This window comes from Pseudomonas sp. BN411 (assembly GCF_029871235.1).
Taxonomy (GTDB): domain Bacteria; phylum Pseudomonadota; class Gammaproteobacteria; order Pseudomonadales; family Pseudomonadaceae; genus Metapseudomonas.
This window is the reverse complement of sequence record NZ_SSOM01000029.1, coordinates 1-13,872: the sequence shown is the minus strand read 5'-3', so window position 1 is coordinate 13,872 and position 13,872 is coordinate 1. Positions and strand designations below refer to the sequence as shown.

Genomic DNA, 13,872 nt, shown 5'->3' with positions numbered 1-13,872 from the left:
CTATTGATGACTTGACCGCATTGGCTGGAGTGCGGAATAGGGCCTTTCCTGGCCTTTGACTACAGGTATGAACATGAGCGAAAGCTTTGCAGAACTTTTTGAAGAAAGCCTGAAATCCCTCGACATGCAGCCGGGTGCCATCATCACCGGCATCGTGGTCGACATCGATGGTGACTGGGTCACCGTCCATGCTGGCCTGAAATCCGAGGGCGTCATCCCGGTCGAGCAGTTCTTCAATGAACAAGGCGAACTGACCATCAAGGTGGGTGACGAGGTCCACGTTGCGCTTGACGCAGTGGAAGACGGCTTCGGTGAAACCAAGCTGTCCCGCGAGAAAGCCAAGCGTGCCGAGTCCTGGCTGGTTCTGGAAGCCGCCTTCAACGCCGAAGAAGTGGTCAAGGGCGTTATCAATGGCAAGGTCAAGGGCGGTTTCACCGTCGACGTCAGCGGCATCCGCGCGTTCCTGCCGGGCTCCCTGGTCGACGTGCGTCCCGTACGCGACACCACCCACCTGGAAGGCAAGGAACTCGAGTTCAAGGTCATCAAGCTGGACCAGAAGCGCAACAACGTTGTCGTTTCCCGTCGTAGCGTCCTGGAAGCCGAGAACAGCGCCGAGCGCGAAGCTCTGCTGGAATCCCTGCAGGAAGGCCAGCAAGTCAAAGGTATCGTCAAGAACCTCACCGACTACGGTGCGTTCGTTGACCTGGGCGGCGTAGACGGCCTGCTGCACATCACCGACATGGCTTGGAAGCGCATCAAGCACCCGTCCGAGATCGTCAACGTTGGTGACGAGATCGACGTGAAGGTCCTGAAGTTCGACCGCGAGCGCAACCGCGTTTCCCTGGGCCTGAAGCAACTGGGCGAAGACCCATGGGTTGCCATCAAGGCTCGTTACCCGGAAGGCACTCGCGTGACCGCCCGTGTAACCAACCTCACCGACTACGGCTGCTTCGCCGAGCTGGAAGAGGGCGTGGAAGGCCTGGTACACGTTTCCGAAATGGACTGGACCAACAAGAACATCCACCCGTCGAAAGTCGTTCAGGTTGGCGACGAAGTGGAAGTTCAGGTTCTGGACATCGACGAAGAGCGTCGTCGTATCTCCCTGGGCATCAAGCAGTGCAAGTCCAACCCGTGGGAAGACTTCTCCAGCCGCTTCAACAAGGGCGACAAGATCTCCGGCACCATCAAGTCGATCACCGATTTCGGTATCTTCATCGGCCTGGAAGGTGGTATCGACGGTCTGGTTCACCTGTCCGACATCTCCTGGAACGAAGTTGGCGAAGAAGCCGTACGCCGCTTCAAGAAGGGCGACGAGCTGGAAACCGTCATCCTCTCCGTTGATCCGGAGCGTGAGCGCATCTCCCTGGGCATCAAGCAACTGGAAGACGATCCGTTCTCCAGCTACGCCTCCATGCACGAGAAGGGCAGCATCGTTCGCGGCACCGTGAAAGAAGTTGACGCCAAGGGCGCTGTAATCAGCCTCGGCGGCGAGATCGAAGGTGTTCTGAAGGCTTCCGAAATCAGCCGTGACCGCGTTGAAGACGCTCGCAACGTGCTGAAGGAAGGCGAAGAAGTCGAAGCCAAGATCATCAGCATCGACCGTAAGAGCCGCGTAATCAGCCTCTCCATCAAGTCCAAGGACGTTGATGACGAGAAGGACGCCATGAAGGAACTGCGCAAGCAGGAAGTCGAGTCCACCGGCCCGACCACCATTGGTGACCTGATCCGTGCTCAGATGGAGAACCAGGGCTAATCACCCTGCTCCATCAGCAAAAAGGGCGGCCTAGGCCGCCCTTTTTGCTGTCTGCGATTTCCCTTCCTACCCTTGGGCTGTTCAAAGCCTCTCAGGCGTGCTAAAACCTCAGTGAGCTGATCTAGCCGCTTGAATTAGAAGGGAAAACCATGACCAAGTCGGAGTTGATCGAACGAATCGTCACCCACCAGGGCCAGCTGTCGTCCAAGGACGTTGAGCTTGCCATCAAGACTATGCTCGAACAGATGTCTCAGGCGCTGGCGACTGGGGACCGGATCGAGATTCGTGGGTTTGGTAGTTTTTCCCTTCATTTCCGTGCGCCGCGCGTCGGTAGGAATCCCAAGACAGGGGAGTCCGTGCGGTTGGATGGCAAGTTCGTACCGCATTTCAAGCCAGGCAAGGAGTTGCGAGATCGGGTCAATGAATGATTCCGACTCGGATGGAGAGCGACAGATGCGTCTAGATGACGCTTGCTAGCCGTCTGCGAGTCAGTCTCGCGTTTTTCCGGGAATAGTCTGCTTCTTCCTGTTAGTTGATAAGTTGGATATAAATCAATTCACCCTGGATGGCGGGGTGGATGGTTTTTTATTTCCATTTAAAAATCTTTTTCTGTGTCGCGTGGTTGTTGTGGGTTGAGTGGTGGTCGTTCAGCGGCGTCACTTGGCGCCCAGCTATTCTTGTTATTTTTCTGTTGGGTTCAAACTAGTTCAGGCTATCGGTTTTTTTGCTGGCAGTTTGTATTCTATTCGCAAGGGAATCGCCTCCTTCTAAGGGGGCAAGCCAAAGTTCTACGAGCGTGGATGTTTGCGCATTTTCTCTGGATTTCTGAAAGTTTCGATGGTTTATCGTCGTCGAGAATTCGGTTTCATCGTTGAATTTTCTGCTTCGCTGAAAGCTCAAGTTGTTCTAGCTATTTCTATTGAGTTTCTCAAATGCGCTCAATTGGCTATTTTGGTGCGAGATCTTTGATCTGAGGGTCTTCCTGCGTAGAAGGTTCTGCCGTTGAGATTAATTGCGGCGCGATTCGCTTTGTCTATTGCATGCTGCAATACAGTGTCCGTACGGTTAGGTCATTTTCTGATTGTTGGAAGATTATTAATCTCCCAAATTCAACCGATCCAGGCTCATTGTCTGCGGGGTGGATGATTCTCTTATCTGGCTTGGCTGCGCTCTGACAGAAACTCCATGGTGGCGTCGTCATGAGGAGCTCCTCGTTGGCGATAACATTAGTCCGACCGAGCACCGGATGATCCTGTGGATCAATGGAAGGCACTTATCCTGGAATATCTACAGGCGGGTGTTTTCGGAGTTGTTCGCGGCGGTGGGAAGCAATGACTACGTCCGTGTGCGCCAGTTCCTACGCGAAACCGTCAACGGTTACACCTTCGAAGAGGAAATTGTTGACTGGATTCATCAGTAGCGTCGAATTGAGCCCGCTAACTCCAGGCATTAGTTTGTGTTGGGCGGTTTATGGAGTACCGCCCTTCCTCTTACTGATGACAAGGAGTGTTCATGATGTTTCGCGTTCGACTTGCCCCATTGCTTCTGGTTCTCTGTTCGCTTTGTTTCGGTTACGCCCAAGTTGCGGTGGCAGCGAAGAGCGAGCCGACTGCGGCAGTTGCAAGTGCTTCCTCTGACTCCGGCAAACTGAACATCAACACGGCAGATGAGGTCGCGTTGCAGGAGCGGATGATCGGTATTGGAGCGACGAAGGCTCGGGCGATCGTGCAGTATCGTGAGGAGAATGGAGCATTTTCCTCGGTGGACGACCTGCTCGAAGTCAAAGGCATCGGCGTCAAGACGCTGGAGAAGAGTCGCGACAAACTAACAGCGGAGTGACTAGCGAGTGATATCAGGAAAGCCGGCCTATCAAGGTCGGCTTTTTTGTGGCTGTGTAGTTGGTGCGATGGGGCGTTACGACGCTTGAGAGGGAGGTTTCTTGGGCGCAAAGAAAAAGCCCCCGGCATATACCGAGGGCTTTCAATTTGGCTCCGCGACCTGGACTCGACGGCGAACGCCGAACGCGCTTCAGCGCGGCCCCGAAGGGGTGAGGGACGCAGGACCGAATAACCTGGGACGAAGTTCCTGGTGAGAGTTCGGCGCCCAAAGAAAAAGCCCCCGGCATATGCCGAGGGCTTTCAATTTGGCTCCGCGACCTGGACTCGAACCAGGGACCCAATGATTAACAGTCATTTGCTCTACCGACTGAGCTATCGCGGATCGGATGCGGCGTATCTTACTGATTAGAAAGGAGAAGTCAAGCGTTTGCCTGAACTTCTCCCGATTCTCTTCAGAGGACCTGGGTGATGGCGCGGGTCACGCTTTCCAGGTTGCTGTTGTTCAGCGCGGCAACGCAGATGCGGCCGGTGCTGACAGCGTAGATACCGAACTCGTTCTTCAGGCGCTCCACCTGCTCGGCGGTGAGGCCGGAGTAGGAGAACATGCCACGCTGACGGGCTACGAAGCTGAAGTCGCGCTTGGCACCCTGGGCGGCCAGTTGCTCGACCATGGCCAGGCGCATGCTGTGGATGCGGGTGCGCATCTCGCTCAGTTCCGCTTCCCACATCGCACGCAGTTCCGGGCTGTTCAGCACCGAAGCCACCACGGTGGCGCCGTGGGTCGGCGGGTTGGAGTAGTTGGTGCGGATCACGCGCTTGACCTGGGACAGCACGCGGCCGGCTTCTTCCTTCGAGTCGGTCACCACAGACAGGGCGCCAACGCGCTCCCCGTACAGGGAGAAGGACTTGGAGAAGGAGCTGGATACGAAGAACTGCAGGCCGGACTGGGCGAACAGGCGCACTGCGAAGGCGTCTTCATCAATGCCGGAGCCGAAGCCCTGGTAGGCGATGTCAAGGAACGGCACGTGCTCGCGCTCGCGCAGGACTTCCAGGACGGCTTTCCAGTCTTCCAGTTCCAGGTCCACGCCGGTGGGGTTGTGGCAGCAGGCGTGCAGGACCACGATGGAGCGGGCGGGCAGCGCCTTGAGGTCTTCCAGCAGACCGGCACGATTTACGCCATTGGTGGCGGCATCGTAGTAGCGGTAGTTCTGCACCGGGAAGCCGGCGGATTCGAACAGGGCGCGGTGGTTTTCCCAGCTCGGGTCGCTGATGGCGACTACAGCATTGGGCAGCAGGCGCTTGAGGAAGTCGGCGCCGGTCTTCAGCGCGCCGGTGCCACCTACGGCCTGGGTGGTGACGACACGGCCCTGGGCCAGCAGTTCGGAATCGGCACCGAACAGCAGCTTCTGCACGGCCTGGTCGTAGGCGGCGATGCCTTCGATCGGCAGGTAACCGCGCGGGGCGTGCGCTTCGATGCGGGCCTTTTCCGCTTCAGCTACAGCGCGCAGGAGCGGGATACGGCCTTGCTCGTTGTAGTAAACGCCCACGCCCAGATTGACCTTGTTGGCACGGGTGTCGGCGTTGAACGCTTCGTTGAGACCCAGGATGGGGTCGCGCGGAGCCATTTCGACGGCAGAAAACAGACTCATGATGCGGCAGCTCGGAGGAGGAAGGTGAGGATGGGACGTAACCCCGAACGATGTGCGCTAGGGGTTGCGCAATCGGGCCGGTATTATAGCGGCCCAGACAGCTTGCCGCGACATCGCTCGCAAGCTTTCCGCCAGGTATGACGCCCGTTCTGCGCAGGTGTCACATCCAAAGTCGAGGTCAGCATGTCGGAGTTCCAGCTTGTCACCCGCTTCAAGCCCGCCGGCGACCAGCCGGAGGCCATTCGCCAGATGGTGGAAGGGCTGGAAGCCGGCCTTTCGCACCAGACCCTGCTGGGCGTGACGGGGTCGGGGAAGACCTTCAGCATTGCCAACGTCATTTCCCAGGTTCAGCGACCAACGCTGGTCCTGGCGCCCAACAAGACTTTGGCTGCGCAGCTTTACGGCGAGTTCCGAGCCTTCTTCCCGAACAACTCCGTCGAGTATTTCGTTTCCTATTACGACTACTACCAGCCGGAAGCCTACGTCCCGTCCTCCGACACCTATATCGAGAAGGACGCCTCGATCAACGACCACATCGAACAGATGCGCCTGTCGGCGACCAAGGCCCTGCTGGAACGGCCCGATGCCATCATCGTTGCCACCGTTTCCTCCATCTACGGCCTGGGCGATCCCGCGTCCTACCTGAAGATGGTGCTGCACATCGACCGCGGTGACCGCATCGACCAGCGCACCCTGCTGCGGCGCCTGGCTGAGCTGCAGTACACCCGTAACGATATGGACTTCGCCCGCGCCACCTTCCGGGTTCGTGGCGATGTCATCGACATTTTCCCGGCGGAATCCGACCTGGAGGCCATTCGCGTCGAGCTGTTCGATGACGAGGTGGAAAGCCTGGCGGCGTTCGATCCGCTGACCGGCGAAGTGATTCGCAAGCTGCCGCGCTTCACGTTCTACCCCAAGAGTCACTACGTGACGCCCCGCGAGGTGCTGCTGGGTGCAGTGGACCAGATCAAGGAGGAGCTGAAGGAACGCCTGGAGCAGCTGCGATCCGCCAACAAGCTGGTGGAGGCGCAGCGCCTTGAGCAGCGCACCCGTTTCGATCTGGAGATGATCCTCGAGCTGGGCTACTGCAACGGCATCGAGAACTATTCCCGCTATCTGTCCGGTCGCGCGCCAGGCGAGGCACCTCCGACGCTCTACGATTACCTGCCGGCCAATGCCCTGTTGGTGATCGACGAGTCCCACGTCACCGTTCCCCAGGTTGGCGCCATGTTCAAGGGGGACCGCTCGCGCAAGGAAACCCTGGTGGAATACGGCTTCCGTCTGCCGTCGGCGCTGGATAACCGTCCGTTGCGTTTTGACGAGTGGGAGGCCATCAGCCCTCAGACCATCTTCGTGTCGGCCACGCCCGGCCCTTATGAAGGTGAGCATGCTGGCCGGGTGATCGAGCAGGTGGTGCGGCCCACTGGTCTGGTGGACCCGGAGGTCGAAGTGCGCCCGGCCACTACCCAGGTCGATGACCTGCTCTCGGAAATCCACAAGCGTGTGGCGGTCGAGGAGCGGGTGCTGGTCACCACCCTGACCAAGCGCATGGCTGAGGACCTCACCGACTACCTGGCCGATCACGACGTCAGGGTGCGTTACCTGCACTCGGACATCGATACCGTGGAGCGCGTGGAGATCATTCGTGACCTGCGTATTGGCACGTTTGACGTGCTGGTAGGCATCAACCTGCTGCGCGAAGGCCTGGACATGCCGGAAGTGTCGCTGGTCGCCATTCTCGACGCCGACAAGGAAGGCTTCCTGCGCTCCGAGCGCTCGCTGATCCAGACCATTGGCCGTGCGGCGCGTAACCTGAACGGCAAGGCGATCCTCTACGCGGATAACGTAACCGGCTCCATGCAGCGTGCCTTGGGTGAGACCGAGCGGCGGCGGAACAAGCAGCTGGAGTTCAACGAAGCCCATGGCATCGTGCCGAAGGGTGTGAAGAAGGACATCCAGGATATCCTCGAGGGCGCCACCGTGCCCGGCTCGCGCAGCAACAAGCGCAAAGCCATGGCCAAGGCGGCCGAGGAGAGTGCCCGCTACGAGGCCGAGCTGCGTTCGCCCAACGAGATCACCAAGCGCATTCGTCAGATGGAAGAAAAGATGTTCCAACTGGCTCGCGACCTGGAGTTCGAAGCCGCGGCGCAGATGCGCGACGAGATCCAGAAGCTGCGCGAGCGGCTGATAAATCTCTAAGAAAAAGGCGCCAGAGGGCGCCTTTTTCATGGGGCTTCAGCGTCTGCCGAAGATGATCATGACCACCCCTATCAGGGTCGCCAGGCACGCCCCCAGGGCGGCGACTTCCAGGCGCTCGCCGAGGATCAGGAACCCCAGCAGCAGGGCCACTACGGGGTTCACAAAGGCGAAGGTGGACACCAGGCTCGGCTTCACTTCCCGCAGCAGCCAAAAGTATGCGGGATAGACCCCCAGGCTGACCGGAATCACCAGGTAGGCCATCCACAGCCAGGCGTCCAGGCTCACGTTGGCCAGCTCAACGCCGTGCCAATCCCCTCGCCAGAGGCCGAAGATTGCCAGGATCACTGTGCCGGTCAGCATCTGTAGGCTGAGGCCCATCCAGCTGGAGCGGAAGGGCGGACGCTGGCGCAGCAGCCAGGCGCCGATGGCCCAGAGCAGGGTGGCCAGTACGACCAGGCCGCCGGCGAACCACTGTTCGAAGCCGGCGTCGCTGCCAAGGCTACTGCCCATCAGCATCACAATGCCGCCGCTGGCCAGGGCCAGGCCGCAGAGGACCCACAACGGTGGGCGGCGATCCAGCAGCCATTCCAGGGCGACGCTCCAGAGGGGGAGAGTGGTGTAGAGCATCGCCAGCATGCCGGTTGGCAGGAACTGGTTGGCGTAGATCAGCGCTCCCTGTCCAACGGCGATCAGCATTACGCCGCCGATCAGCGCGCCGCCCAGGTCACTGCGCTGGACCTGGGCCTTGCCGCTGGCCAGCACCCAGCCCAGGGCCAGGGCGCCGGCGAACAGGAAGCGCAGGGTGGCGATGGCGAAGGGCGGCAGTTCTCGGAGAAGGAAGTGGTTAGCCAGGTAGGTGGTGCCCCAGCCGATGTAAATCATGGCGAAGGCACCGATCAGTAGAAGGGTGCGGCGGGTCGAAGCGTGGGAAGACATGTACAGCCTGAAGCGAATCGCGCCGGTGGCCCGGCGCGGGATTAGTGGGCGGCGGCGCTTGCTTCACCGGTGGAACCGGCGGGCAGGGCGCGGGTGAGCAGCACGGCGAGCATGCTGACGCCGAGGGCGATGCCGATGAAATGGAAGGCGTCATTGTAGGCCATGATGCTGGCCTGCTGGTGGGCGATCTCGCTGAGCTTGCCAAGGGCAGCCTGTTCACTGCCAAGCTTTTCGGTCAGCAGAGCCAGGCGCTCGGCCACCTGCGGGTTGCTCGGGACCAGGGATTCGCGCAGGTAGTCGAAATAAACCTTGGCGCGCGCGTCCAGCAGGGTGGCGAGCAGGGCGATGCCGATGGCGCCGCCGAGGTTGCGCAGGATGTTGAACAGGCTGGAGGCCGAGCCTGCGTCCTGGGGCTGGATGTAGGCGGTGGCGATCAGTGACACCGTCACCATTACCAGCGGCTGGCCGAGGGCGCGGATGATCTGGATCTGGTTGAACTGCGGTCCGGCGAAATCAGGGTTGAGTATCCCGGAGGCGAAGCTGGCATAGCCGAACAGGCCGAAGCCCAGCGCACAGAGGAACTTGGGCGGAATCACCTTCATCAGCTTGGGTACCAGCGGAATCAGGAACAGCTGTGGAACACCCATCCACATGATCACTTCGCCGATCTGCAGCGCGTTGTAGCCCTGGATCTGTGCCAGGTACAGCGGCAGCACGTAGATCGAGCCGTACAGGCCCATGCCGAGGCCGACGCTGGAAATGCTCGACAGGCCGAAGTTGCGATTCTTCAGGATGCCCAGGTTGATCAGCGGATTGGGGCGCGAGACCTGGAGGATGACAAACAGGATCAGGCTCACCAGGGCGACGCTGCCCAGGCCGACGATCAGTTGGGACTCCAGCCAGTCCTTGCGATGACCTTCCTCCAGGAATACCTGCAGGCAGCCCAGTCCGAGGCCGAGGGTGACGATACCCGCGTAGTCGGTGCGCTTCAGCAGCTCCCAGTGCGGGGCTTTCTTTTCCAGTCCGTACATCAGGCCGGCAATCATCAGCAGGCCCGGTGGCACGTTGATGTAGAAGATGTATTCCCAGCCGAAATTCTCCGTCAGCCAGCCGCCCAGGGTCGGACCGATGGAGGGGGCGAATGTTGCGGTGATGGCGAACAACGCCATGCCCTTGGCGCGGTGGTGTTCCGGCAGCTTGATCAGTGTGAGGGTGAACGCCAGCGGGATCAGCGCGCCGCCGGTGAAACCCTGCATGGCGCGGAACACGATCATGCTCTCCAGGCTCCAGGCCAGGGAGCAGAGCAGGGAAGAAATCAGGAAGCCGATGGAGACCCAGACCGCCAGGCGTCGCGCGGAGAGCAACTGCACCAGCCAGGCAGTGAGGGGGATCATGATGATTTCCGCCACCAGGTAGGAGGTGGAAATCCACGAGCCCTCTTCCAGGGTGGCGGAGAGCGCCCCCTGGATGTCCTTGAGCGAGGAGTTGGTGATCTGGATGTCGAGGACTGCCATGAACGCACCGAGCATGGCGCTCATCACGGCAATCCAGTCGCGCCGGGTAGGTTCGCCGGTAGGGCGAACCAGTGCATCACCCACCATGGTTCTCGGCCTTCAGGTGCACCTTGACCAGAACGGACATGCCGGGGCGGATACGGCCCTTGAGCGGGTTGTCAGCGGTGAAGGTCAGCTTCACCGGAATGCGTTGCACCACCTTGGTGAAGTTGCCGGTGGCGTTGTCCGGCGGCAGCAGGCTGAACTGTGCGCCGGAAGCGGCGAACAGGCTGTCCACGCGGGCTTCGATCGGGGTGTCGGGGAAGCTGTCGAACACCAGTTCGGCGGTCTGGCCGGGCACCATGCGCTCGATCTGGGTTTCCTTGAAGTTGGCCTGGACCCAGATGTCGCTGTCCGGCACCAGGGACAGCAGGTGGGCGCCGACCTGGACGTACTGGCCGTTGCGCGCGGCGCGCTGGCCGACGCGGCCGTCCACGGGGGAGCGGATCTCGGTGCGGCCGAGGTTGATTTCGGCCTGGGCCACTTCGGCGCGGGCTGTAGCGATCTGTGCTTCCAGGCGCTTGACCTCGGCATTCAGGGCATCGATCTGTTGGCGCTGGGCCTTGAGATCGGCCTCGGCCTTGGCGACCTGCGAGCGTGCCACGCGGGAGTCGGCGGACAGAGTGGTGACCCGCTCTTCCGAGATGTAGCCGGGCTTGCGCAGGGTCTGGGCGCGGGACAGGTCGATCTGGGTGCGGCCAAGGGTTGCCTGGCTGGCTGCCACGTCGGCCTGGCTAGCGGCTATCAGGCTGGATTGCTGGGTCAGCTTGCTCTGTGCCTGGGCCAGTTCGGCCTCGCGGGTCGCCAGCTGGGCGCGGGAGCGCTCCAAGGCCAGTTTGAAGTCGTCGGCTTCCAGGCGTACCAGCAGGTCGCCCTTCTTCACTTGCTGGTTGTCGGTGACCAGGACTTCGTCGATTCGGGCGCCCAGTTGGCTGGAAATGCGAGTGATCTCGCCCTGGACATAAGCGTTGTCGGTGGACTCGACGAAGCGGCCGATCAGCAGCCAGTGGGCGAAGAAGCCGGCGATGACCATTGCCACCAGGGCGATGAAGATGAACAGGCGGCGTTGCAATTTTGCAGGCATATGAAAACCGGGCTCGGAGTCTTTTCAGAATGTTGCGAATCTAGCAGTGTTCCGTCCTCGCAAATAGACAGTACAATTCAGAAACTTTGTTGCTTATAGGGAACAATCATGGGGTTGGATGATGCGCTGATCTTCACTCGCGTGGTCGAGTGCCACAGCTTCACTCAGGCTGCGCAGAGCCTGGGGATGCAGAAGTCCACCGTCAGCCGACGCATAGCCCTGCTGGAAGAGCGGCTTGGCGTCCGCCTGCTCAATCGCACCACTCGCAAATTGCGCCTGACCGAAGTGGGGCTGGCCTACTACGAGCGTTGCCGGCAAATCATGCTGGACTTCGCCGAGGCCGAGCAGGCTGTGATGCAATTGCAGCAGGAACCGTCCGGCCTGCTGCGAGTGACGGCGCCCATCGAGTTCGGCCAATTGTTCCTCGGCAAGGTGCTGGGCAGTTTCATGCGCCAGTATCCGCAGATCACTGCTGAGGTGGAGATCACCTCGCGCAACGTCGATCCGTTGGAAGAGGGCGTGGATATCGCCATCATGATCGGCCAGCCCCAGGATTCCACCCTGATCGCCCGCAAGCTCTTCGAGAGCGCCCGGCGCCTGTGCGCCAGTCCGGCCTATCTGGCGGCACACGGCACACCGCGCACGGTTGAGGCGCTGGCTGGCCATCGTGCAGTGCTGCTGCCGCAGGATTCCCAGCGCTACTGGATGCTGCAGGGGGAAAGCGTGCCCTGCCAGCGCGTGCTCTATTGCAACAACATCACCTTTGCCCGTGAGGCGGTGCTGGCTGGCGCCGGCATCGCTGCGCTGCCCTTGATGTTCACTGAGCCGGCCGTGCAGCGTGGCGAGCTGATCGAGCTCCTGCCCGAGGCGCGTCTGCCCAGTGGCGAGATCTATGCTGTCTACCCGTCGAGGCGCTTCCAGGCGATGAAGGTCAAGGCCTTCCTCGACTTCCTGATGCGCAGCTTGCCGGTGCAGGAAGGTCACTTGCTGGAGCCCGCGGCGGCCAGCCTGATAAGATCGCGCCTTTGATCGTCCCTCTGTTTCGAGAACAACCCATGACCACCGTCCGTACCCGTATCGCGCCGTCGCCCACCGGCGACCCGCACGTGGGCACCGCCTACATCGCCCTGTTCAACCTGTGTTTCGCGCGCCAGCACGGCGGTCAGTTCATCCTGCGCATCGAAGACACCGACCAGCTGCGCTCCACCCGCGAGTCCGAGCAGCAGATCTTCGACGCCCTGCGCTGGCTCGGCATCGAGTGGGACGAAGGCCCGGATGTCGGCGGCCCGCACGGCCCCTATCGCCAGAGCGAGCGTGGCGAGATCTACAAGAAGTACTCCCAGGAGCTGGTGGACAAGGGGCATGCGTTCCCCTGTTTCTGCACCGCTGAGCGCCTCGACAAGCTGCGCGCTGAGCAGACCGAGCGCAAGGAAACCCCGCGCTACGATGGCCACTGCATGCATCTGGCCAAGGATGAGGCAGACAAGCGCATCGCCGCCGGTGAGCCCCATGTCGTGCGCATGAAGGTGCCGAGCGAAGGCGTCTGCGTTGTCCCGGACATGCTCCGTGGCGATGTCGAAATCCCATGGGACCGCATGGACATGCAGGTCCTGATGAAGACTGATGGCCTGCCCACCTACTTCCTCGCCAACGTGGTGGACGACCACCTGATGGGCATCACCCACGTGCTGCGCGGCGAAGAGTGGCTACCCTCGGCGCCCAAGCTGATCAAGCTCTACGAATACTTCGGCTGGGAGCAGCCCAAGCTCTGCTACATGCCGCTGCTGCGCAATCCGGACAAGAGCAAGTTGTCCAAGCGCAAGAACCCCACTTCCATCACTTTCTACGAGCGCATGGGCTTCCTCCCCGAGGCAATGCTCAACTACCTGGGCCGCATGGGCTGGTCCATGCCGGACGAGCGCGAGAAGTTCTCCCTGGCGGAGATGGTCGAGCACTTCGACCTGTCGCGTATCTCGCTGGGTGGTCCGATCTTCGATCTGGAGAAGCTGTCCTGGCTGAACGGCCAGTGGATTCGCGAACTGCCGGTCGAGCGCTTTGCCGCCGAAGTGCAGAAGTGGGCGCTCAACCCCGAATACCTGATGCGCATCGCGCCGCACGTGCAGGGCAGGGTGGAAACCTTCAGCCAGATCGCTCCGCTGGCGGGCTTCTTCTTCTCCGGCGCCGTGCCGCTGGATGCCAAGCTGTTCGAGCACAAGAAGCTGAATCCGGACCAGGTTCGCCAGGTCATGCAGCTCGTGCTGTGGAAGCTGGAGTCCCTGCGTCAGTGGGAGAAGGACCGCATCACCGGCTGCATTCAGGCGGTGGCCGAGAGCCTGGAACTCAAGCTGCGCGATGTCATGCCGCTGATGTTCCCGGCCATCACCGGTCAGGCCAGCTCGGTCTCCGTGCTGGATGCGATGGAAATCCTTGGTGCCGACCTCAGCCGCTTCCGGCTGCGCCAGGCCATCGAGCTGCTCGGTGGCGTGTCGAAGAAGGAAACCAAGGAGTGGGAGAAACTGCTGGCGGCCATCGCCTGATGGCCCTTCGGTCGGTGCGGGGAAGGGCCCGCACCAACCGAGGTCGGGTAAGTGTTTGTTCTTCCAGATAAAAAAGTTCGGTTCGTAGAAAAAATGTTGTTGACAGCGGGAGGGGGCGCCCCTAATATGCGCCCCGTCCTCGCGACGGGGCTATAGCTCAGCTGGGAGAGCGCTTGCATGGCATGCAAGAGGTCGACGGTTCGATCCCGTCTAGCTCCACCACTCCTTCAAGAGTGGGTCGCGAAAAGGCATGAAGGTTTCGTCCCCTTCGTCTAGTGGCCTAGGACACCGCCCTTTCACGGCGGTAACAGGGGTTCGAGTCC

The 13,872-nt window shown here is 60.9% G+C and carries 11 protein-coding genes and 2 tRNA genes; 8 read left to right on the top strand and 5 right to left on the bottom strand.

Annotation, left to right across the window (positions count from 1 at the left end; translation table 11 throughout):
• Nucleotides 1-73: 73 nt before the first annotated feature.
• The 4 genes from rpsA (at nt 74) to E8F06_RS02925 (ending at nt 3,592) form a co-directional block, all read left to right on the top strand.
• Nucleotides 74-1,753 (top strand): 30S ribosomal protein S1, encoded by a 1,680-nt coding sequence (gene rpsA / locus E8F06_RS02940; protein WP_151132766.1) that lies wholly within the window; start codon nt 74-76, stop codon nt 1,751-1,753.
• Between the two features lie 149 nt (nt 1,754-1,902).
• On the top strand, nt 1,903-2,181 hold the full coding sequence (gene ihfB / locus E8F06_RS02935; protein ID WP_077525274.1) for an integration host factor subunit beta: 279 nt from the start codon (nt 1,903-1,905) through the stop codon (nt 2,179-2,181).
• 818 nt (nt 2,182-2,999) lie between these two features.
• The gene (locus E8F06_RS02930; protein ID WP_280364024.1) at nt 3,000-3,173 is read left to right on the top strand and encodes a hypothetical protein; all 174 of its coding nucleotides are present in this window, start codon (nt 3,000-3,002) and stop codon (nt 3,171-3,173) included.
• Nucleotides 3,174-3,265: 92 nt separating this feature from the next.
• Complete coding sequence (locus E8F06_RS02925) at nt 3,266-3,592, top strand: helix-hairpin-helix domain-containing protein (protein WP_280364022.1); 327 nt, start codon at nt 3,266-3,268, stop codon at nt 3,590-3,592.
• Nucleotides 3,593-3,897: 305 nt separating this feature from the next.
• Here the strand turns inward: E8F06_RS02925 and E8F06_RS02920 are convergent.
• Nucleotides 3,898-3,973, bottom strand: a tRNA-Asn gene (locus E8F06_RS02920).
• A gap of 70 nt (nt 3,974-4,043) precedes the next feature.
• Nucleotides 4,044-5,240: an amino acid aminotransferase gene (locus tag E8F06_RS02915; protein WP_280364021.1), complete on the bottom strand. Its 1,197-nt coding sequence runs from the start codon at nt 5,238-5,240 to the stop codon at nt 4,044-4,046.
• Nucleotides 5,241-5,423: 183 nt separating this feature from the next.
• Between E8F06_RS02915 and uvrB the strand changes: the two genes are divergently transcribed.
• Nucleotides 5,424-7,439, top strand: a complete 2,016-nt coding sequence (gene uvrB, locus E8F06_RS02910) for an excinuclease ABC subunit UvrB (RefSeq protein ID WP_280364019.1) — start codon at nt 5,424-5,426, stop codon at nt 7,437-7,439.
• 36 nt (nt 7,440-7,475) lie between these two features.
• Here the strand turns inward: uvrB and E8F06_RS02905 are convergent, their stop codons facing one another.
• From E8F06_RS02905 to E8F06_RS02895, 3 genes are read right to left on the bottom strand one after another with little or no spacing between them, the layout of a single operon-like run.
• Nucleotides 7,476-8,375 (bottom strand): EamA family transporter, encoded by a 900-nt coding sequence (locus E8F06_RS02905; protein WP_280364017.1) that lies wholly within the window; start codon nt 8,373-8,375, stop codon nt 7,476-7,478.
• Between the two features lie 41 nt (nt 8,376-8,416).
• Nucleotides 8,417-9,916 (bottom strand): MDR family MFS transporter, encoded by a 1,500-nt coding sequence (locus E8F06_RS02900; RefSeq protein ID WP_280364176.1) that lies wholly within the window; start codon nt 9,914-9,916, stop codon nt 8,417-8,419.
• Between the two features lie 49 nt (nt 9,917-9,965).
• Nucleotides 9,966-11,012, bottom strand: coding sequence for an HlyD family secretion protein (locus E8F06_RS02895; RefSeq protein WP_280364014.1), 1,047 nt, complete (start codon nt 11,010-11,012; stop codon nt 9,966-9,968).
• 108 nt (nt 11,013-11,120) lie between these two features.
• Between E8F06_RS02895 and E8F06_RS02890 the strand changes: the two genes are divergently transcribed.
• The 3 genes from E8F06_RS02890 (at nt 11,121) to E8F06_RS02880 (ending at nt 13,771) form a co-directional block, all read left to right on the top strand.
• Nucleotides 11,121-12,041 carry a LysR family transcriptional regulator gene (locus E8F06_RS02890; protein ID WP_190828647.1) on the top strand — a complete coding sequence of 307 codons (921 nt, stop codon included), beginning with the start codon at nt 11,121-11,123 and terminating at the stop codon, nt 12,039-12,041.
• Nucleotides 12,042-12,067: 26 nt separating this feature from the next.
• Nucleotides 12,068-13,549, top strand: coding sequence for a glutamate--tRNA ligase (gltX, locus tag E8F06_RS02885; RefSeq protein WP_280364010.1), 1,482 nt, complete (start codon nt 12,068-12,070; stop codon nt 13,547-13,549).
• Between the two features lie 146 nt (nt 13,550-13,695).
• Nucleotides 13,696-13,771: transfer RNA gene (locus tag E8F06_RS02880), tRNA-Ala, on the top strand.
• The last annotated feature ends 101 nt before the right edge of the window (nt 13,772-13,872 follow it).